The sequence below is a fragment of the Prosthecobacter sp. Pr1 genome (genome assembly GCF_057652315.1).
Genome location: NZ_JBYFBS010000002.1, coordinates 160,177 through 178,531, shown reverse-complemented (window position 1 = coordinate 178,531; position 18,355 = coordinate 160,177). Strand labels below are relative to the sequence as shown.

Genomic DNA, 18,355 nt, shown 5'->3' with positions numbered 1-18,355 from the left:
CAGATCATTCAGTGACTGAGCTATGAACCATCCCACCTCAAGAGTTTCCCGGCATCTTTGCAGACACTTTTTTCTCGGAGCATTCGCGGCCACTGCAGCACTGGCCGCGCCTCCGGAGAACACAGACCGGCTTGCCACACTCAGGCAGCTTCCAATCGACGCTGGTAAAATCGTCCTCGTCGAGGAAATCAACGCCACCGCAGACAAAAATCTGCCGCCACACTCGGTGGTGAAGCTCATCCTCACTCCGGGCAAGGACTCCAACATCAATGTGGAAATCTGCCTGCCTGCGGCGGAAAAATGGAACAACCGCTTCATCGGCCTTGGCAACGGCGGCGCCGCCGGCCGCATCAGTTCCGGAAGCCTGCTGGGCTACATGGCTCGTGGCTATGCCGTGGCCACCACGGACATGGGCACCGCCCCGAACTCGGATTCCGGCATTGGCAAACCGGATGTCTGGAAAGACTTCGGCTATCGCGCCACCCACCTCATGACCACTTCGGCCAAGCAGGTCATCAAGGCCTATTACGGTCGTTCCCCCGAATATTCCTATTTCAACGGCGGCTCCACCGGAGGCCAGCAGGCGCTTCAGGAAGCCCAGCGCTATCCCGAAGACTACGACGGCATCGTGGCCAATGTCCCCGCCCACTGCCGCACTCCGCTGCATGCCTACTTCTTGTGGAACGAGCAGATCTTCCATCAATGCCCGTTCACCGCGTCGCAGGAGGAAAACATCATCGCCGCCGGCAACGAATACATGGCCGCGCGTGAACTCCCACAGACTGCTGGCAAGCTGGTCTCCGACCCACGCTGCACCGAAAAAGACATTGTCGCAGTGATCGCTCTGGCGCGGAAAAAAGATCCCACGCTGACCGACAAGCACGCCGATGCCCTCAAAAAACTCTTCGACGGCCCAACGCACGCGATTACCGGCGAACGCATTTTCGATGGCATTCCCTTCGGCAGTTCCTTCAAGATCGCCCACGGTCACCTCTATCTTTTTCAGTGGGTCTTCGGGAAGGACAAAGACCTGCAGAGCCTCGACTTCGGCAAAGACATCGACACCTACACCGCAGCACTCGGCCCCTATCTCAACGCTGAAAACCCTGACCTCACCCCCTTCGAAAAGCGCGGAGGCAAACTCATCATGATCTCTGGTTCCGCCGATTCATGCGTGCCCTACCATGCCTCACTCGATTACTACGAGCGCGTCGTCGAGCACTTTGGCTCTCTCGAAAAAGCAGCGGCATTTTGCAAATTCTACATCGTTCCCGGCATGAGCCATGGCCCCGGCCCCGGCATCAACAAACTGCCCGACATGCTCGGCCTGGTCATGAACTGGCGCGAAAATGGCGAAGCACCTCACACCCTCAGCGCCCAGCGCGTGATCGATGGCAAAACCGAACTCAACATGCCTCTCTACCCGTACCCGGAAAAAACAACCTGGGAATCCGGTGCCTTCAAGCCGGTGAACGGACCACGCGGTGGTGTGGACCGCGTCGCCGAACGTTTCCGGCCCAAGGCCGCTGAGTGATCGTTTGCTGCTTAGGCCGCCACGAGATCGTAGCCGCGCCATTCCTTGACGGTGATGTCAGCGAAGCTGCCAACGGGAAGCTTCTTGCTCACGAAAACAGTGGTGTCGATGTCAGGAGCGTCCATCTCGCTGCGGGCGACGCCAGGCTCCTCGACGAGGACACGCATCTTGCGACCGACCTGCGTGGTGTTGAAGCCTTCGATGCTACGCTGGATGGCGCGCATGGCCTCGTTCCAGCGTGCCTTGCGGGTCATGTGGTGGATCTGGTCCTCCATCTTCGCCGCACGGGTGTCTTCCTCACGAGAGTAGTTGAAGACGCCGGCACGCTCAAACTTCGTGTCCTGGATGAACTGCAGCAGTTCGTTGAAATCAGCCTCGGTCTCACCGGGGAAACCCACGATGAAGGTGGTGCGGATGGCGATTCCGGGAATGCCGGCACGGATGCGCTTGATGAGATCGCGGATGTAGGCGCCATCGGTCTCGCGCTTCATGAGGCCCAGCATGCGGTCGCTGATGTGCTGCAGCGGCATGTCGATGTAACGCGCCACTTTGGGGCTCTCGGCAATGGCTTGGATGAGGTCGTCACTCCAATGCGCGGGATGCGTGTAGAGGAGGCGGATCCAGAAATCGCCTTCGATCTTGTTGAGCTCGCGGATGAGTGAGGAAAGAGATTCACCCTTGGTGGAATCGACCCCGCTGCGCGGCTTGGGGCGCTCTTCCGTCCACTTGTCCATGCCGAAGTAGGTGGTGTCCTGGGAGATCAGATTGATCTCCTTCACCCCGCTCGCGATGAGCTGCTGCGCTTCTTTGATGATGCTTTCCTGAGTCCGGCTGCGGTGGCGGCCACGGATGCGCGGGATGATGCAGAAGGAGCATGGATGATTGCAGCCTTCGGCAATCTTGATGTAGGCCATGTGCTGCGGCGTGAGGCGGAAGCGCGGCGTGTCGTAATCCGGGATGTACTGCGGCTGGCGGGTGACGAGGTTTTCCTGCTCGTGATCCTTGGTGCCCATGAGCTTCTGAATGATGGGGGCCACCTGCGTGATCTGATCGAGTCCAATGAAAGCATCCACTTCTGGCATGAGGCCCGGGAGCTCCGTTGAAAAGCGCTGCGAGAGGCAGCCGGCGACGATGATCTTCTGTCGCGCACGCTTTTTCGAGCCCGCCCGCTGGTCCACGGCGTCATGCACCGCACCGACACTCTCCTTCTTCGCCATGTCGATGAACGAACAGGTGTTCACGATGAGTACATCCGCGAGATCGGGCTCAGGTGTCATGACCATGCCAGCCTGCTGGAGGTGGCCGATCATGATTTCCGAGTCGATAAGATTTTTCGCGCAACCGAGGGAGACGAGGCCGACTTTGATCATGGGGCGCGGATGGTAGCGCCTTTGCAGCAATCGAAAAGGGGAAAGATGACCGCCGGCAGGCAGTTCTTCCCCCCAGATTTCGCTTGTGCTCAGGAAACAAGCATCGCTGCCTGCTGCGGTGCGCGGCTGGTGGTGAGCTCAAAGACAGGGGAATCCCCTGGCTTTTTCTGCACAGCCTTGGCAAGCGCCTTGCTCAAACCGTCCAGTGAGTAGGGCTTGAGCATGATGTCCACCGGCGGTGTCCGGCCCTGGCTGAGAATGGTAAATTCGTCAGGATCGATCACAAAACCGCTGCAAACCACCACCGGCACATCGTTTCCGACTGCGCGCAGTTCCTTGAAGGTGTCGCGGCCCGAAAGCTTGGGCATGTAGATATCGAGCAGCACTGCGTCCACTTTCTCCTGCGTGCGCAGAAGGATGTCCAGCGCCTGCTGGCCGTCACAGGCCTCCAGAACGCGGTAGCCGAGGAAGCCGAGCATGTTCATGGCGATGGAGCGCACCGGAGCTTCATCATCCACCACCAGAATGGTGGTCTGACCGCCAATCGGGGCGTTGATGGCCGGTCCGTTGTCGATCGGAATCTCCTCTTCAATCTGCTCAGGATTGAGCAGTCGTGGAAGAAACACGCGGAATTCGGTGCCACGGCCCACTTCGCTGTCGAATTCGATCCAGCCACCGTGCTCACGCACGATGTCCTGCGCGGTGGAAAGGCCGAGGCCTGTGCCCTTGCTGCCAGCCTTGGTCGTAAAGAAGGGCTCAAAGATGCGCTGACGGTGCTCCTCAGAGATGCCGTGGCCGTTGTCACGCACCACCAGCATGACGAAGTCGGAAGCCTCAGCACTTTCCGCTGATTTCGACGGCATGCGATGGGTGACGTTTTCGACGGCGATTTCGATCACGCCTTTGTCTGCGGGCAGTGCATCGCGGGCGTTGAGGCAGAGATTGAGCATGACCTGCTCGATCTGCGTGGCGTCTCCAGTCGCGTAGGAGGCATCCATGCCGCCGCGCATTTGAATGGTGACCCGCGGATCCACACTGTGCTTGAGGAGGTTCTGCACGTCCGCCAGGAGGCGCTTGAGATTGGTGGCCTTGCGTACGGCGACACCGGTGCTGCGGCGTGAGTAGCCGAGGAGGGATTTGACGAGCTCCGCCGCACGCGTGGTGGCGTGGTTGGCATTCTGCAGCTTGTCACGCACTCCGGCTTGGTTGGAAGCAGGGGTGAGCTCGGCGAGCGTGAGATTGCCGCGAATGGCCGTGAGGAGGTTGTTGAAGTCATGGGCGATGCCGCCGGCAAGCTGCCCAATGGTTCCCATCTTCTGGGACTCGCGCAGCTGGTTCTCCAGCACCCGCATTTCGGAGCGGTCTTTCACGATCCAGATGCGTCCGATCACTTCACCGGCATCAGTGCGCATCGGGTTGGAGCGCAGGGAGAAAACCCGGTTGTCAGTGGAGACGAGCGGCGGCGTTTCAGACTGGCCTTCGAGATGGGTGGTGGTCTTTTCGATCCAGGCGGTGATCACGGCTTTTTCTTCAAAGCGCTCGATCAGCGCATTGAGAACGCGCGTGGAATCCCGTCCGGCAACTTCTTCGACCGGCTTGCCGAGGAAATCATCCAGCTTGGCATTGGAGGCGATGATGGAGCCCTGGGCATCCACCACGAGCACCCCTTCATCGCTGGCGGCAAAGAGGCCTTGAAGAGCCGTGAAGGCCTCACGCAACAGGCGTTCAGCATTGAGCAGGCGCTGCGCGGTCTGGCAGGCATGCTGCTCGGCGGCATTGAGTGCCTGGCGCTGCTTGGCAAAGATCATGTTGATGTCACAGCGCAGCTTCCAGAAGTCGGCCGGCAGCCATTCAGCGGACTGAGCGTCCGGGGGGACTCCACGCAGCACCGCCGTGGTGCCCTTCATGACCGCCGTCGTCGGTTTGAGCAGCCAGCCTGAAATCAAATAGGCAGCCAGAAAGACACCGCCACCGAGAAGGACGCCTGTCATGCCGAAGAACCATTCAAGTGGCTGCCCCATCATTCGGGTGGCTCCCATGGCCGGCAAAAAGCCGAATAGCCAGAGGGGGAACAGGATACGGAGTCTCAGGGAGTTCATAAAGTGTAAGATCGAATAACAGGTATACGGCGGTCAGTTGACGGAACGGTTGGCCGAAGGATTGGCTCGGTTGATGATTTGATTCATGCAGTGCTCGACGGCCGCATTGAGGTGGTTCTCCAGCCAGGTTTCAATCTCACCACGCAACGCGGCGATACCGGCCTGCACCGACTGCCCTGCTTGTGGAAGCCGCTGCTCCATGCGGTCAATACGATCATTCATGGCGCTCACGTTCATGGCGATGCCGAAGATGTCGTTGCGCAACTGCTCGATTTGAGCCGGCAAGTCATGGACGGAAGTCATTCCTTCCTGGGATGATGGCGGCGGTATTGCGGCTGTCACCTGCATCTCCACTGGCAGAACGGCTTCCGGCTCTTGTTTGAAGGGCGGATTGGCTGAATGCACCGCAACCGGACGTGGGAATTGAGGAACTGCGTGCGGCAGGGATTCCAATGCGGGAGCCGTAAAGGTGCTTCCCTGAACTCCCTGCAGAGGCTCGGTGCTGACATGCCCGGGGGCATGGTTCATCACCTTCTCTGCAATAGCCATTGCTATGGCTTCTGCGGGACTTTCGGCCTCAGAGCTTTGGCGTTGGGTTGAGAATGAAAATGGTAAAGGCATGCTTGGAATCAGGCAGTATGGGTAATTTTATCAATATTAACAATAAAATCCATAATTATTTTAAATTAATTTGAACGCCACGCCTGCTTTTCTTGCAAAATGGACCTGTTTTATATGGGAACTCTCCTCCGACCTTTTTTTCGCTTAGTTCACTCTATTATAACAAACTAAGCATCAGCTTAGCTCGCAGCCCTACACGGCATTTTTTCACACAATTTCCCTAAAACCCGGCATTTCATCGCCCTCTTCTTCAAAAAAGCCCTGCCTTGCGCGATCCACAGCCATGGCTAACCTCTCTGCCACATGGACGAACGTATCACTCAACGCTTGGAAAAACATCTGGCCAGCCAGGGACTGCGCCGTACCAAGCAACGGGATGTCATTGTGGAGGCTGCCTTTGCCACCGATGACCACTTCAAAGCCGAGGAGTTGCTGGAGAAGGCGCGCAAACTCGACAGCACCGTTTCCCGGGCCACCGTCTACCGCACCCTGACCCTACTGGTTGAGTGCGGTCTCCTGCGCGAAGTCGATCTGGGCCGTGACCAGACCTACTACGACCCCAATTTCCTCGACAAGCCCCAGCACAACCACCTGATCTGCCTCGACTGCGATCGCGTGGTGGAGTTTGAGGATGATCACACCGCCCTGCTGCATGACTGCATCACACGCAGGCTTGGGTTCCAGCCCAGCATGAAGAGCATGCGCATCGAAGCCCACTGCGACGAGCTTCGACGGCTGGGAAAATGCAGCTACCGCGATGCCAGGCTCGCGGTAGCTGGTTAAAAAGACGGATTAAACCCGGCGCCAGCGCTGGAAGGTCTCAATGGCCTCGTACTCGGCCAGACCCAGTGCATCATAAAGCCGCGCGTTTTCACGATTGGTTTCCGGCGCTTCTTTTTCCAGGGAGGACAAGGCCCCGTAGCGAGACAAGGCGTTGGCCTTGCGCTCGATCTGCAAAGGACTCATCGGAATCGCCATGTCGATCTCATGCGGCTCCAGCGGACGCTCCTTGCCTCGATACAGCCACACGCTGCAGGAACCCGCGAACTCCTCGCCCGCACACGACTGCAACGCGGCCATCAGCAGGCGGAAGCAGATGCCCGCCACGCTCGATGGATCGGCTGCGTCGCCCGTGACGTAAATCTGATGCGGTTTGTGCTCCTGCAACAGGCGCACCAGCGCCTTGTGGTCTTCATCTGTGCTCTTGAAGCGGCGGTAACGACCGTGCTCATAAAAGGGCAGGTCCAAAAAGGTGACCCGGTCATTGGCCAGCCCCACCGTATGCGCCGCATCGCGCAGTTCCCCGCGCAGAATCAGGCCCTTGAGCTGCCGCAGCAGCGGCGGGTCCTCGCCGAACTCGCCTTTCGCTTCCAGCAGGCCCAGCGCTTCCCGCGCATAGGCCACCTGCGCCGCCCAAGTGGCGGGATTGGCCGCATTGGAGGCCAGTTCCAGCAGGGTCTCGGCAAATTTATCCGCCTCACTGTCCGGCACGCGCAGGCTGCCGGAGGTCAGCGAGATCAGGCGCACATCATGCCCCTGTTCCACCATGCGATCTATCGTGCCGCCCATGCCGGTGATGGCATCCTGCGGCTCCGGACTAAAAACAAGGCAGCGCTTTGGATACGGCCGTGCACGCTCAGGGCGGTACGTGTCGTCCTCATCAGGCTTGCCGCCGGGCCAGCCGGTGATGGTGTGCTGCAGCTGGTTGAAGATGCGGATGTTCAGCTGATAAGCCGGCCCCTGCTCGGAGAGCAGATCGGAGAGGCCGTTCTCATTGTAGTGCTCGTCCACCAGCTTCAAAATCGGGCGGTTGATCTTGAAGGCCTGCCACACCATCGCTCGGCGCGTCTCACGCGGTGTCCAGGAGGCCGGGCCCACCAGCCATGGCAGCTTGATACGCGTCAGTTCACGCGAAGCACCGTGATCAATGAAGAACCGCGCATCCGGGTGATCCTGCAGGAAGGAGGCCGAAATCACTTCCGTCATCGGCCCTTCGACGGCCTTGGCCACCATGACGGCCTTGTTTTCTCCCCAGGCCATCAGCACCAGCTTTTTCGCCCGCAAAATCGTACCCACACCCATGGTGATCGCAAAGTGCGGCACGTTCTGCTCCCCGCGGAAATCGCTGGCAGCATCCTGGCGCGTCACGCGGTCCAGCGTGATGCGGCGTGTCATCGAGTCACGGCTGGAACCTGGTTCATTGAAGCCGATGTGGCCTGTTCGACCGATGCCGAGAATCTGCAGATCAATGCCCCCGGAGGCCTGGATCTTCTCCTCATACTGGCGGCAGTGGTTGAAGACCTGATCTCCCGGCACCGTGCCGCTGGGAAGATTGATGTTCGCCTTCGGAATGTCGATGTGGTCAAACAACTGCTCCGCCATGAACTTCGAATAGCTCTCAGGATGATCCGCGCTGAGACCATAATACTCGTCGAGGTTGAAGGTGATGACGTTTTTGAAGCTCAGTCCTTCCTCTTTGTGAAGACGGATCAGTTCGCGATAAAACGGCACAGGTGTTGATCCCGTTGCCATGCCCAGCACAGCAGGCTGGCCCGCCTTGTTCTTGGTTTCGATCAACTGCTTCACTTCCTGCGCCAGCGTTTTGGCCGCCTTGGCGGAGTCTGGGAAAATGACAGTCGGAACTTTCTCGTAGGCTTCGGCAGGAGGACGAATGGACATGGTGGTGGGTTGGGGTTGTACGAAGAGAACGCGAAATGCCGCGCACGCAACACGCTTTCACTTTAAACGCCGCTCCATTAGTCTCCGCCTAATGCTTGTGCATGGCATGTCAAAAACCGCATCAACCTTCCTGAGCCGCCAGCATCCGGGCAAACTCCTGCAACTCATGTCCAGGATCACCACGCCTGAATGCAAAGGCGTGCGTCAGCATCGCTTTCGATTCATGCATGTTTTTAAAGACCACGCCGACACCGAGCCAGCGTGACAGAGACTCCGGCAAGACACTGATCCCCTGCCCTGCGGCGACCATTGTAAGCACAGCCGCCACACGATCTGACTCCTGCACCACCTTCGGCTGAAACTTCGCCTGCCTGCAAAGCACACTCACGTGCTCTCGAAAACCCGGCGCGGCCTTGGCAGAAACCATCACCCAGCTTTCAGCCTTGAGTTGGGCGAGTTTCAGCGATGCACCATTTGCCAGCGCATGCTGCTCCGGCAGCACCACCTGCAGTGGCTCTCGCTTCCAGACCAAGGTCTCGATCTGCCGGGAAACTTTGGCAGGTGCCGCACCGATGAACGCCCCGTCGATCTCTCCGCCCACCAAAGCCGTCAGTTGTTCTGCCGGGGCCATATCAACCATGTGAATCTGACAATCGGGACGCCCGGTCCGAAACTTTTGCAACAGCCGCACCAGACCATCATCCAGCAAGGCCCCCACAAAGGCCAGCCGCAGTCGTTGCGGTTCTCCGGCCCCCACGCGGCGGATGACTTCGGTTGCCCGGTCAAGCTGGGTCAGCAGCTGCTTCGCATCATCCAGGTACAACCTGCCGGCATGCGTCAATGAAACAGACCGCGTGTTGCGCTCCAGCAGGCGGGCGGTCAGCTTGGACTCCAGCCCCTGAATCTGCCGGGACAAGGCGGGCTGGGAAAGGTTGAGCTTCGCGGCAGCCTTGGAAAAGCTCAAAGCCTCGGCAACAGCGACGAAGCACTCAAGCTCATGTAGGGAAGGTCGACTCATGCGTTTAGAGCATCAATCTGATGCATTGATAGCATTTCCACAAGAATCAATGCCTCTTTAACTGTGCTCTCACCTCAACCCACCACCCCAGTGCAGCACGTTCTCATCATTCACGAAGTCGCCGACTACACGACATGGAAAAGCATCTTTGACCGCGCCGCAGGCATTCGCAAAGCAGCCGGCGAGCGCTCCTTTCAGGTCCTCAGCTACCACGACGATCCGAACAAAATCGTACACTTCTCCGCATGGACTTCCATCGCCGACGCCAGGACGTTCTTTGAATCCCCCCAGCTGGTGCAAATCCGAGCCGAAGCAGGCGTCAAAGCCCCCGACTTCATCTACCTGGAACAGTTGGAAACCGGCACCCTTTAACCAGCCCATGAGAATTGATTACTCCCAAATAGAACCGGAACTGACCTCCCGCTTCCGACATCTGACCCGCGACCTTGCCCAAACCTCCATTAATCCCAACCTGCGGGCACTGGTCGAACTCCGCGTCTCCCAGATCAACCACTGCGCCTACTGCATTCAACTCCATCAGTCAGAAGCAAGACACTTGGGCGAAGATCAGGCACGCATCGAAAATCTTCCTGAGTGGCGGACTTCCCCATTGTTCACCCCTCGTGAGCAAGCCGCTCTGGCCTGGGCTGAGGCACTGACACACAAGGCCACCGTCCATGACGATGCACAGGAATACGATCAACTGACCACCCTGTTCTCAGAGCAGGAAATCGTGGCCCTGGGCTTCGTGATCTCCCTCGCAAACTTTTGGAACCGCATGGCAGGCGGCTTCCGCAAATAATCCGCTACTCCAGATCCAGCTCAGGCTTGAAATCCGAGGCGTGATACGAGCTGCGAACCAGCGGCGCACTCGCCACATGGCGGAAACCCTTTTTCAGAGCGATCTGCTTGTAGTTCTCAAACGTGTCCGGATGGACATACTCGATCACCGGCAGATGCTGCGGTGATGGCCGCAGATACTGGCCGAGGGTCAGCACGGTGACGTCATGCTCGCGCAGGTCGTCCATCGCCTGAAACAGTTCTGTCTCCGTCTCGCCAAGGCCGAGCATGAGCCCGCTCTTCGTCGCGCACTTGGTGCCAAGCTCTTCAGCCATTGCCTTCGCACGCTTCAGCACATGCAGGCTGCGGTGATACATCGCACGGCTGCGCACCAGCGGCGTCAGACGCTCCACGGTTTCGAGGTTGTGATTGAAGATGTGCGGCTTCGCCTTCATCACGACTTCCAGCGCGTCGTCCTTGCCGTTGAAATCAGGCACAAGAATCTCAATCGTGATCGTCGGCACCGCTTCACGCACGGCCTCGATGGTCCGGGCAAAGTGCTCTGCGCCGCCGTCCTTCATGTCATCGCGCGCCACGGCGGTGATGACAATGTGGTTCAGGCCCATGCGCTTCGTCGCCTCAGCCACGCGCTGAGGCTCATCGGCTTCCAGCGCAAAAGGTTTGGCCGTTTTGACCGCACAGAATCCGCAGGCACGCGTGCAGCGGTCCCCGGCGATCATGAACGTCGCCGAGCCCTGGCTCCAGCACTCCCAGCGGTTCGGGCATTGCGCCTCTTCGCAGACCGTGTGCAGCTTCAAATCGGTAATCAGCCCCTTCGTGCTCCAAAACTTCGGGTCACGCGGCAGCGTCACTCGGATCCATTCCGGTTTTTTGTCGCGATGCAGGGCGGGGTCGATCTTGGGGGTCATGGGCGGGGGGGATGAATGGCCCAAATGGGGGGCAATTGCAACGCGTTTGGACATCCATACGCCGCTCGATAACTTCAAGACCATGCTGCCCGCCTTTTTTCGCCCTTTGCCCCTCCTGGGAGCGCTGGTCTGCACCAGTTTCGCCGCCGAGCCCACCCTGCGACCAGACGGCCACGTCTCCTCCCGCTCCTTTGTCGATCAGGCGCAGATTATCAGTAATTACCAGAAGGAGCTTTACGCCCATCAGTCCGGCTTGCGCATCGTGCAGGGCATCGGCTACGCGGTGTATCAGTGCAATGAATCCACCCCTGAGGAGAACAAAGCCAGGCAGGTCGCCCGCATGGCCGTTTTCAACATCCTCAATCCCACCGCCACAGCCAAATGGGTCGACATCGCCAAAGCAGGCGATTCCTCTGGCGGCATCACCCTCGGCGGCACCTTCGTTTCAGCGCCCATGATCCATGCCCTGGGAGAGGAAACCCTGCGCATCTTCTTCACCGGCCGCCAGGAAGGCGATCCCGTCCCTGCCTACTGCGCCTTTTACCGCGACTACCACATCGCCACCGCCACACTTTCCGAGCTCCATCCCCTGCGCTGCACCATCGCCAAGCAGCCTGATAAGGTGCTCGATCTCACCCAGGCCGCCCTGCAGAGCCATCTCGACTTCCTCTTCGGCCCTGGCAGCGGCGCATCCTTTTCCAAAGGCATCAGCACCGCCTGCGACTTCGTCGAGTTCGACGGCCACCTGTACAGCACCATCCAGATCAAAAACTCCCAGGACGGCCAGACACGCCTCCTCACCAACATCCTCATGCGCAGCGCCGACCAAGGTGCGACCTGGGAACTCCTCGGCGCCCCCGATCCACGCCTGCTGACCACCGAAGTCAAAATCCTCGCCGAACCCGTCATCACCCAGGACAAAACCCACGTCTATCTCCATCTGCGCTCCAACGTCATCGAAACCGGCTACATGCTGAGCAAAGCCGCCAAGACCGACCTCTACCACTTCGACGCCCCCGTCACCAAATGGACCTACGGCATCGGCCGCCCCACCCTCTGCGATTTCGGCAAGCCCATCGGCCTCGTCGCCCTGTTCACCGCCCCCAGCGTCTCCATGGGAGCTAACACCGTCACCCGCAACAAGTGCGACGTCGTCCAAATCGACTCCCACTACCAGACCTACACCAAGGCCTTCTCCATCGTCGATTACAACGCCGTGAACACCCCCTTCATGCATCTCTACCGCGACGAAGTCTACGTCACCTACACCACCGGCCGCCGCCGTCTCCTCCCCAAATTCGGCACCTCCGAAGTTGTCTTCAGCAAACTTCGCCGGGAGTTCTTTGTATCGGAGGAATGAGAGATGTTCCGATTGGCTCGCTTACGCAACACATCCGTCCTAGATCGAACCCAGCAGAACTATAATCCGGCATTCAAATTTCTCGTCTTCTGGTACTCGGTCAGCCATTCGCACAAAGTATGTGCAAATTCTTGCGCCTTTGTTGATGAGTCTTTAACACTCCACGCAGATCCTCGGAAGTCGTACGCGATCTCGACATGCACCCCCTTAATGCCAGCTATCTTCGTGTAGATTGTGACATCGAATGGCCGTGATTCATGATAGCTCCCATGAAATTGCACCTTATCTTTTGCTGTACCATGCTGCACAGGATCAGGTATGAAACCTCTACGATCGAGGTACTTGTAAAGATCCTTGCAGCCAGCGGTGGGAAAACCGCCGTACCCATTCTTTCCTGAAGCGTGCTTCAGAAAAGCCGAAGAAAAAAAAGTCCAGACCAAGACAATACAAAAGCCAGCGGTGATACTAGAGCCGACAGTAATACTGGATTTGATTGATCTCATAGAGATGACTTTGAAGAAAGTTCACAAATTGACCGGTTTATCAACCGCTTTTCCGCCTCTGGATGAATTGCTCGGACATGATCAGCCAACCCCTGTCGGCAGGCCACTGACCACCGCATGAATCAATGCGCGCGCTTCCGCGTGAGCATGATCTCATTCCCCTCGGTGTCCACGCACATGGCCAGGTGCGGCGGCTCGCCATTCTCAGGCTGCGGTTCACGCGTGAGCTGACCACCTGCGGCGACAATCTCCTGCGCGCCTTCGATCACATCCGGCACCTGAAAACTGAGCCCGGTCCAGGTGCGGCTTCCCTCACCGCCGCCATGAATGCCAATGATGCCATCACAGATGGACACCTCGCTGATGATGTCATTCTGCTTGAGGATCGTGCCGCCAAAGACGGTGGCATAAAAATTCACCGCGCGGTTCATGTCCGCGGCCCAGATGACGTATTTGAGTCGTTCTACTTTCATGCGGCCTCCGTGCCACAGTCCGCCCATTGAAGACAGCAAATCCTTCAACCAGCCGCATCAATTCCCAAACAACGGTCGCTGCTTCGGCGGAGCGGGAGTTGCCTTTGGCCGGGCCGGACTGCCCCCGATGCGTTGCGCTTCCTGCAGCTCTTTTTCAGTGGGTGGTTTTCGTTCATCCTTGTTGCCACCGCCAAAGATGCGCGGGGACCACTTGGTGTCGCCGATGGTGCCCGAGCCCTTGTAGGCCAGCAATTGCGTCACCGGAAACAGCAGGATGCCCAGGCCGCGCATGCGCACCTCGGCATTGAAGTCGATGTCATCGCGGATGAAGTCCACGTTGCCGCGGCTGAAAATGCGAAAGGCGCTGGACTCGGCCTCGATGTTTCCAGTGACGATGAAACCATCCGACACCTCAAAGGTACAGTCCGCTTTCTTGGCCACGTTGTAGCCCTTGATCGGTGAAGGAAGGAAGGCACCAATGATCGGAGTCAGCGGCCCGAGGACGGGCAGGGCAAGGAGGTTGCCATTGAGAATCATCAGCGCCCCGCCGCCCTTCAGCGCTTTCCAGTCGTTCATTCGGCCGGTGAATTTGAAATGGCCGCTGATGTCTCCCACGCTTTCATTGCCCGGGGAGTACACCTGGGCAAAGCGCTGGAAGCTGAGGGCGTTCATGCGCAGCTCGCCATCGTAGGTGTTCGGCTCGCGGTTGTCGTTGAGGTTGCCCTTCAAGGTCATGCCACCTCCAAGCACGTCTGCCGCGATATCGATCCGGGAGAGTCCATCCCGGTTGTGCACCTCCGCCCGCACCTCCTCAAACGGCAGCTTGCGGTTAAACACAGCATATGGGAAGCGTCCCGCCTTCACCTCCACGTCATAGCCTCTCACCCCGGGCGTAAGGTTCACAGCGCCTTTGGCATGCAGGCTGTCCCCAAAAAGTCGTCCGTTGAAATCGAAGTTCAACATGCTGCCAATGATATGAACGTCTCCATTCGGCGCATTGATCGGGTAGTCTTCGTTCCACAGCACATAATGCGCGCCACCCGTCGGGTTTTTGAAATCCACTTTGTAGTTGTTGAACTGGGGGTTCCCCTTGTAGCCGATGGTGCCGTTGGCGGTCACATCCGTCCCCGCGGAGAATCGGTAGAGCGCGATCTGGTCCGCCACCTTCGGGGCAAACGCACGCACAATACCTGCCGCGTCCGCGACCGTATGCACATTGACGAGCCGCAGCCACTTCTCGTTGTCATCATCATTCACAAACACCAGCTCCGCCTCCGCCGGTCCATCCGGACGCTGCACCCGCACATTCGCATAGTTTTGGATGTCTCCGAGAAATGCCAGATCCATTTCGGCGGAATCAAACGCCACATTCTTGTAGCTGAAATGACGCAGCACACCGTGGCCTGAACTGGGACATTCGCGCATGTTGGTCGACGGCCCGGCACAGGACAGATGCACATCGATCTGCGATGTCTCATCGAAGGCAAACCGCTGGATGATTTCACGAGTCTTCGGCAGCAGCACGAAAGGAAGAAACACAGTAGGGTCCATGCGCAATTCCAGATTGTATCGGAAACCCAGGCTGCGGTGTCTCATCACATCCAGCGCCAGCGTGCCTGTCTTGTGCTTCAGCAGCGCGTCACGCACAAAGATGCCCTCAGGGTTCGCTCCAAGTGTCAGGCTGAGTGAATTGAAAACCTCCCCGCGACTGCCAAACCGCCCGCAGTCCAGCCGGCCGGTCACCTCCGCCGGCAGAAAATCCTCGGGCTGTTTCTTGTTCAAAAAGATGTTCCCCTCCAGCGCCAGCTGCGGCGCTTCATAAAACACCACCTCGCGCAGCTGCTCGCTGCTGAAGAAAGCCTGCGCAAGCCCCGGCAGGTCGGCGCTCGACGTCAGCCGGAAGCGCAGGCGATCCGCACCGATGCGCCACGTGGCAGTGGCCTCCAGCGTGCCCAGATGATCCACCAAATGCAGCCGCTTCAAATCCACAAAGCCGCCGTCATACTCCGCCTCCGCCACGAGTTCCTTCCAGACGTAATCTTCAAACTCCAGACCGTCCGCCTGAAACAGCAGCTCCGCCTTGAGCTCCTGAGGGCGGTCCAGCGCCCCGGAGACCTTCACATTCAGGGTGGGCACATGCGGAGCACGAAACCGCGCCAGCCAGTCCAGCCCATGTTGAATCTGCACACGGTGCTCGCGTATCGCGATCAGCCGCTCCTGCGCACTGGGTCCCTGCTGGTCTGACTTGGACTCCGGCAGTTCCAGCACCCCGCTGATCAATATGCGCAGCCCGTCAGACAGCAGTCCTTCCGCATGCCGGATGTCCAGACGCCGCTCTTCCAGCAAAGCCCGTGCGCTGAGATCCTTCAGCTCGATCACCGTCAGTTCGGGCCGTTCCGGGTCCACCGGCAGCGCCATGCTCGCATGCAGCAGCTCCAGCCCGTCAATCTTGACCCTGCCCTCGATCAGGCTGCCAAAATCAACATCCAGATTCAACCGGTCCACAGACGCCACGATGTGCTGCTTGCTCGCATCGTTGAACACCTTCACACCCCGCGCCACCAGCCCGCCAAATGGATTCACCGTCAGGCGTTCGAAATTCAGATGCACCCCATGCTGCGCCAGCTCCCCGGTCACAAACCCATGCCAGCGCTCATGAAACGCCGTCGTGTTCAAATACACGCCGCCCGCCAGCATAAAACTGGCGACCAGAAAAAGCAGAAGACGGCGCAGAAAACGAAGCATGAGCTTACAAAGTTACCCAAGCTCTCCGAACTCCACAAGCTCTGGATAAACAACCCTCAACTCACCGCTCAGCACCTCAGCGATACTGCTCCGGCCTGCCGATCGGAAACAGTCCAAAAGGCGCGATCTGGCTGGCACGCAGTTTTTCCGGCCCGATGCTCGGTGCGTCGGAGGCAAGAAACACCGCCAGTTGAATGACTCCCACGCGCCCCTGGGGGCTGGTGTCAAACAAGGCCGCATCACTGTTGACCGCCTTAAACAACAGCGGGCCACGCGGCGTGTGATCCATCACCAATGTGCCGCTCTTTTCCACGCGCAGGTTGCCGCGTCCCAGAGACGCCACACCACCTGTTTCGGCGTCCTTGCCATCAATCCCCACGCCGATCTGCAGCGGCATCGGCGTGCGGTTTTTTAACACGATGCGGTAAGCCTGCTGGGGCAGTCCCGCCACAAACAGAATGCCACCACAGAGATAGGATTCAATCCACTGTCCCGTAGCCACGTCCTGTACCGCAAGGTCCACCGTGCCATCCCCCATGCGCGCAAATCCGCGCTGCGCATCCGGCACATCGCCCTGACGTTCCATCATTTGCGCGATCCGCTCCGGCGAGGAATAGACAATCCGTGCGACCATGTGCGGGGTCTTCGTCATTTGCTCCTGATAAGCTGGAAAGCCGTGATGAAAAAGATTCGGGTCCTGCTGCCAGGCGGGCCGCAGCGGAGCGATGCTGCTGCCACACGATGTCAGCAGGCACATGCCTGCTGCTGCCACTGCCTTGATCCATGCCATTGTCCTGCCTGCGTTACCTGATATCATGCTGATTGCGCTGTTGTCTTGATGTGAAAAGTAACACGCACCAGACCCGACACTTCTTCCACCGAACGACGCACCTCACAGCCCATGAGCCGCTCGATCAATTCACACTCCAGTTCATCCACGATGCCGTAGCGCGCCGCCAGTTCCCGCAGCGGCCGGTGATGCTCCACCAGAAGGAGCCGCCCCTGCGCATCCGTCTCCACGACACTCATGCATCCATCCGCGCTGCGCAGCTTGGCCAGCAGCCGGGCACGTTCTTCCAGAGTCGTCGCCTTGGCAACTTTGGCCCCCCACGCCTCCCCCTTGGACTGGAAATAGGTGTACAGCAGCTTCGGCGGAGCGCTTTCGCCATAGACCTTCTCCGCCGTTGCCAGCAGATCCAGCGTCAGCGGCGACCCGCAGTTCAGGAAAAGCGCGTCCGCTTTGGACGTGAGCCGGTACAGTTTTTCAGGCCGCCCTGCCGCCTTGGGCCGGCGCCAGGTGTCCAGAAACCCCGCCTTTTCCAGTTCCACGCAGTGCTGCTTCACCCCCATGTAGCTCATCTTCATCGCCGTGCACAGCTCCGTCACCGTCATGCCCGTGGAATGCTTCAGGCGCTGGACGATGTCCAGCACCGGCGAGTGCAGCATTTCTCGGAGCAGGGTTAGCATGGCTTGGTTGGCCCCCCAGACTAGCGCCGCTGCACGCCGGACGCAATGCTGCGTCCTGCCTTCAACTGATCAGCAGCAGGCGCGGCGGCTGTCCGGGCAGCGTCGCCGGGGCACGGTGAATGCACGGGGGCACCGGACTTTCCGGATACAGGGTGGCGATGCGCCAGAGATGGCCCAGGCCAAAAGAAAACGGCAGGGCGTGCGGCAGCGGCTTGTAATGCAGATCCAGATAATTTTCGTTCAGGAATTCGCGAAAGCCCACTTCATCACCTCCGCCATAAAGCTGCCGCAGTTCCGCACGCAGTTCAGGCACATCCACCCGCCGCATCGACTCCTCATTCCGCAGCCCTTCGGAGGCAGCCCCGAAGTAGGTGCACAAATAAGTGTCCGCTTCCACAGTAGCGCTGTCCACATGCCAGGACTGCACATCCGTGCGTAGCAGGTCGGGCTCGATCTCATTTTCGTAGCCGTTGATGCAGTCGAGGCTTGGCAGCAGCTCGCGGGCGCGCAGCAACTCCTGATCTTGCAGCAAAACCTCGCGGGCCACCCGTCCCTCATCGCTCAGTTCCAGCGCCAGAAGACGCTCCTCATCCAGGCTCGTGATCCCCTTCCCCACCCCCAGCTTCTCCACAATCTCGCCAAAATCCCCCGGCAGCGTGCGCGGCCAGCACAAGGCATTGATGCCATCACGCATCGGCGTCATGACCAGCTCCTCAAAACTGCCCACCACTTTCAGGAGCGGGTAGTCGAGCGGCAGAATGACTGCTGGCATTCGCA

At 59.0% G+C, this 18,355-nt stretch carries 16 protein-coding genes; 5 read left to right on the top strand and 11 right to left on the bottom strand.

Annotated elements, in window-relative coordinates; genetic code table 11:
- Positions 1-22 precede the first annotated feature (22 nt).
- Positions 23-1,534, top strand: coding sequence for a tannase/feruloyl esterase family alpha/beta hydrolase (locus AC24GY_RS03610; RefSeq protein ID WP_487680363.1), 1,512 nt, complete (start codon positions 23-25; stop codon positions 1,532-1,534).
- An 11-nt stretch (positions 1,535-1,545) separates the two neighbouring features.
- On the opposite strand, the gene rimO is transcribed toward AC24GY_RS03610, so the two are convergent.
- From rimO to AC24GY_RS03595, 3 genes are all read right to left on the bottom strand, one after another.
- On the bottom strand, positions 1,546-2,904 hold the full coding sequence (rimO, locus tag AC24GY_RS03605) for a 30S ribosomal protein S12 methylthiotransferase RimO (RefSeq protein WP_397381436.1): 1,359 nt from the start codon (positions 2,902-2,904) through the stop codon (positions 1,546-1,548).
- 89 nt (positions 2,905-2,993) lie between these two features.
- Positions 2,994-4,943, bottom strand: a complete 1,950-nt coding sequence (locus tag AC24GY_RS03600) for a hybrid sensor histidine kinase/response regulator (RefSeq protein ID WP_487680361.1) — start codon at positions 4,941-4,943, stop codon at positions 2,994-2,996.
- Between the two features lie 93 nt (positions 4,944-5,036).
- The gene (locus AC24GY_RS03595; protein WP_422323098.1) at positions 5,037-5,624 is read right to left on the bottom strand and encodes a hypothetical protein; all 588 of its coding nucleotides are present in this window, start codon (positions 5,622-5,624) and stop codon (positions 5,037-5,039) included.
- Between the two features lie 303 nt (positions 5,625-5,927).
- Between AC24GY_RS03595 and AC24GY_RS03590 the strand changes: the two genes are divergently transcribed.
- Entirely contained in the window at positions 5,928-6,407 is a 480-nt protein-coding gene (locus AC24GY_RS03590) for a Fur family transcriptional regulator (protein ID WP_422323096.1), read from the top strand.
- A gap of 9 nt (positions 6,408-6,416) precedes the next feature.
- Here the strand turns inward: AC24GY_RS03590 and nagB are convergent, their stop codons facing one another.
- Both nagB and AC24GY_RS03580 read right to left on the bottom strand, forming a co-directional pair.
- A complete protein-coding gene (gene nagB / locus AC24GY_RS03585) occupies positions 6,417-8,303 on the bottom strand; it encodes a glucosamine-6-phosphate deaminase (protein ID WP_422323094.1) in 1,887 nt (628 codons plus the stop codon).
- A gap of 121 nt (positions 8,304-8,424) precedes the next feature.
- Positions 8,425-9,321 carry a LysR substrate-binding domain-containing protein gene (locus tag AC24GY_RS03580; RefSeq protein WP_487680358.1) on the bottom strand — a complete coding sequence of 299 codons (897 nt, stop codon included), beginning with the start codon at positions 9,319-9,321 and terminating at the stop codon, positions 8,425-8,427.
- Positions 9,322-9,411: 90 nt separating this feature from the next.
- Here AC24GY_RS03580 and AC24GY_RS03575 point away from each other — a divergent pair, with 90 nt between their 5' ends.
- Complete coding sequence (locus tag AC24GY_RS03575; protein WP_487680356.1) at positions 9,412-9,693, top strand: antibiotic biosynthesis monooxygenase; 282 nt, start codon at positions 9,412-9,414, stop codon at positions 9,691-9,693.
- A gap of 7 nt (positions 9,694-9,700) precedes the next feature.
- Complete coding sequence (locus tag AC24GY_RS03570) at positions 9,701-10,123, top strand: carboxymuconolactone decarboxylase family protein (protein WP_487680354.1); 423 nt, start codon at positions 9,701-9,703, stop codon at positions 10,121-10,123.
- A gap of 4 nt (positions 10,124-10,127) precedes the next feature.
- Here AC24GY_RS03570 and lipA read toward each other — a convergent pair whose 3' ends face one another.
- A complete protein-coding gene (gene lipA, locus AC24GY_RS03565; protein ID WP_397381680.1) occupies positions 10,128-11,030 on the bottom strand; it encodes a lipoyl synthase in 903 nt (300 codons plus the stop codon).
- An 82-nt stretch (positions 11,031-11,112) separates the two neighbouring features.
- On the opposite strand from lipA, the gene AC24GY_RS03560 reads away from it, so the two are divergent.
- On the top strand, positions 11,113-12,390 hold the full coding sequence (locus tag AC24GY_RS03560) for a hypothetical protein (RefSeq protein ID WP_487680351.1): 1,278 nt from the start codon (positions 11,113-11,115) through the stop codon (positions 12,388-12,390).
- A 625-nt stretch (positions 12,391-13,015) separates the two neighbouring features.
- On the opposite strand, the gene AC24GY_RS03555 is transcribed toward AC24GY_RS03560, so the two are convergent.
- The 5 genes from AC24GY_RS03555 to AC24GY_RS03535 all read right to left on the bottom strand — a co-directional run bounded on the left by AC24GY_RS03555 (position 13,016) and on the right by AC24GY_RS03535 (position 18,350).
- Entirely contained in the window at positions 13,016-13,366 is a 351-nt protein-coding gene (locus AC24GY_RS03555) for a VOC family protein (protein ID WP_422320504.1), read from the bottom strand.
- Positions 13,367-13,423: 57 nt separating this feature from the next.
- The gene (locus tag AC24GY_RS03550) at positions 13,424-16,111 is read right to left on the bottom strand and encodes a hypothetical protein (protein WP_487680349.1); all 2,688 of its coding nucleotides are present in this window, start codon (positions 16,109-16,111) and stop codon (positions 13,424-13,426) included.
- A 76-nt stretch (positions 16,112-16,187) separates the two neighbouring features.
- Complete coding sequence (locus tag AC24GY_RS03545) at positions 16,188-16,928, bottom strand: hypothetical protein (protein WP_487680347.1); 741 nt, start codon at positions 16,926-16,928, stop codon at positions 16,188-16,190.
- Positions 16,925-17,578, bottom strand: coding sequence for a helix-turn-helix transcriptional regulator (locus tag AC24GY_RS03540; protein WP_487680345.1), 654 nt, complete (start codon positions 17,576-17,578; stop codon positions 16,925-16,927). The genes AC24GY_RS03545 and AC24GY_RS03540 overlap by 4 nt, the downstream gene beginning before the upstream one ends.
- 61 nt (positions 17,579-17,639) lie before the next feature.
- Complete coding sequence (locus tag AC24GY_RS03535; protein WP_487680343.1) at positions 17,640-18,350, bottom strand: DUF1826 domain-containing protein; 711 nt, start codon at positions 18,348-18,350, stop codon at positions 17,640-17,642.
- Positions 18,351-18,355 lie beyond the last annotated feature (5 nt).

Excerpts from the sequence above, each read along its gene's own strand:
- AC24GY_RS03610 (WP_487680363.1), top strand. The coding sequence starts at position 23 with ATGAACCATCCCACCTCAAGAGTTTCCCGGCATCTTTGCAGACACTTT.
- rimO (WP_397381436.1), bottom strand. The coding sequence starts at position 2,904 with ATGATCAAAGTCGGCCTCGTCTCCCTCGGTTGCGCGAAAAATCTTATC.
- AC24GY_RS03600 (WP_487680361.1), bottom strand. The coding sequence starts at position 4,943 with ATGGGAGCCACCCGAATGATGGGGCAGCCACTTGAATGGTTCTTCGGC.
- AC24GY_RS03595 (WP_422323098.1), bottom strand. The coding sequence starts at position 5,624 with ATGCCTTTACCATTTTCATTCTCAACCCAACGCCAAAGCTCTGAGGCC.
- AC24GY_RS03590 (WP_422323096.1), top strand. The coding sequence starts at position 5,928 with ATGGACGAACGTATCACTCAACGCTTGGAAAAACATCTGGCCAGCCAG.
- nagB (WP_422323094.1), bottom strand. The coding sequence starts at position 8,303 with ATGTCCATTCGTCCTCCTGCCGAAGCCTACGAGAAAGTTCCGACTGTC.
- AC24GY_RS03580 (WP_487680358.1), bottom strand. The coding sequence starts at position 9,321 with ATGAGTCGACCTTCCCTACATGAGCTTGAGTGCTTCGTCGCTGTTGCC.
- AC24GY_RS03570 (WP_487680354.1), top strand. The coding sequence starts at position 9,701 with ATGAGAATTGATTACTCCCAAATAGAACCGGAACTGACCTCCCGCTTC.
- lipA (WP_397381680.1), bottom strand. The coding sequence starts at position 11,030 with ATGACCCCCAAGATCGACCCCGCCCTGCATCGCGACAAAAAACCGGAA.
- AC24GY_RS03560 (WP_487680351.1), top strand. The coding sequence starts at position 11,113 with ATGCTGCCCGCCTTTTTTCGCCCTTTGCCCCTCCTGGGAGCGCTGGTC.
- AC24GY_RS03555 (WP_422320504.1), bottom strand. The coding sequence starts at position 13,366 with ATGAAAGTAGAACGACTCAAATACGTCATCTGGGCCGCGGACATGAAC.
- AC24GY_RS03550 (WP_487680349.1), bottom strand. The coding sequence starts at position 16,111 with ATGCTTCGTTTTCTGCGCCGTCTTCTGCTTTTTCTGGTCGCCAGTTTT.
- AC24GY_RS03545 (WP_487680347.1), bottom strand. The coding sequence starts at position 16,928 with ATGATATCAGGTAACGCAGGCAGGACAATGGCATGGATCAAGGCAGTG.
- AC24GY_RS03540 (WP_487680345.1), bottom strand. The coding sequence starts at position 17,578 with ATGCTAACCCTGCTCCGAGAAATGCTGCACTCGCCGGTGCTGGACATC.
- AC24GY_RS03535 (WP_487680343.1), bottom strand. The coding sequence starts at position 18,350 with ATGCCAGCAGTCATTCTGCCGCTCGACTACCCGCTCCTGAAAGTGGTG.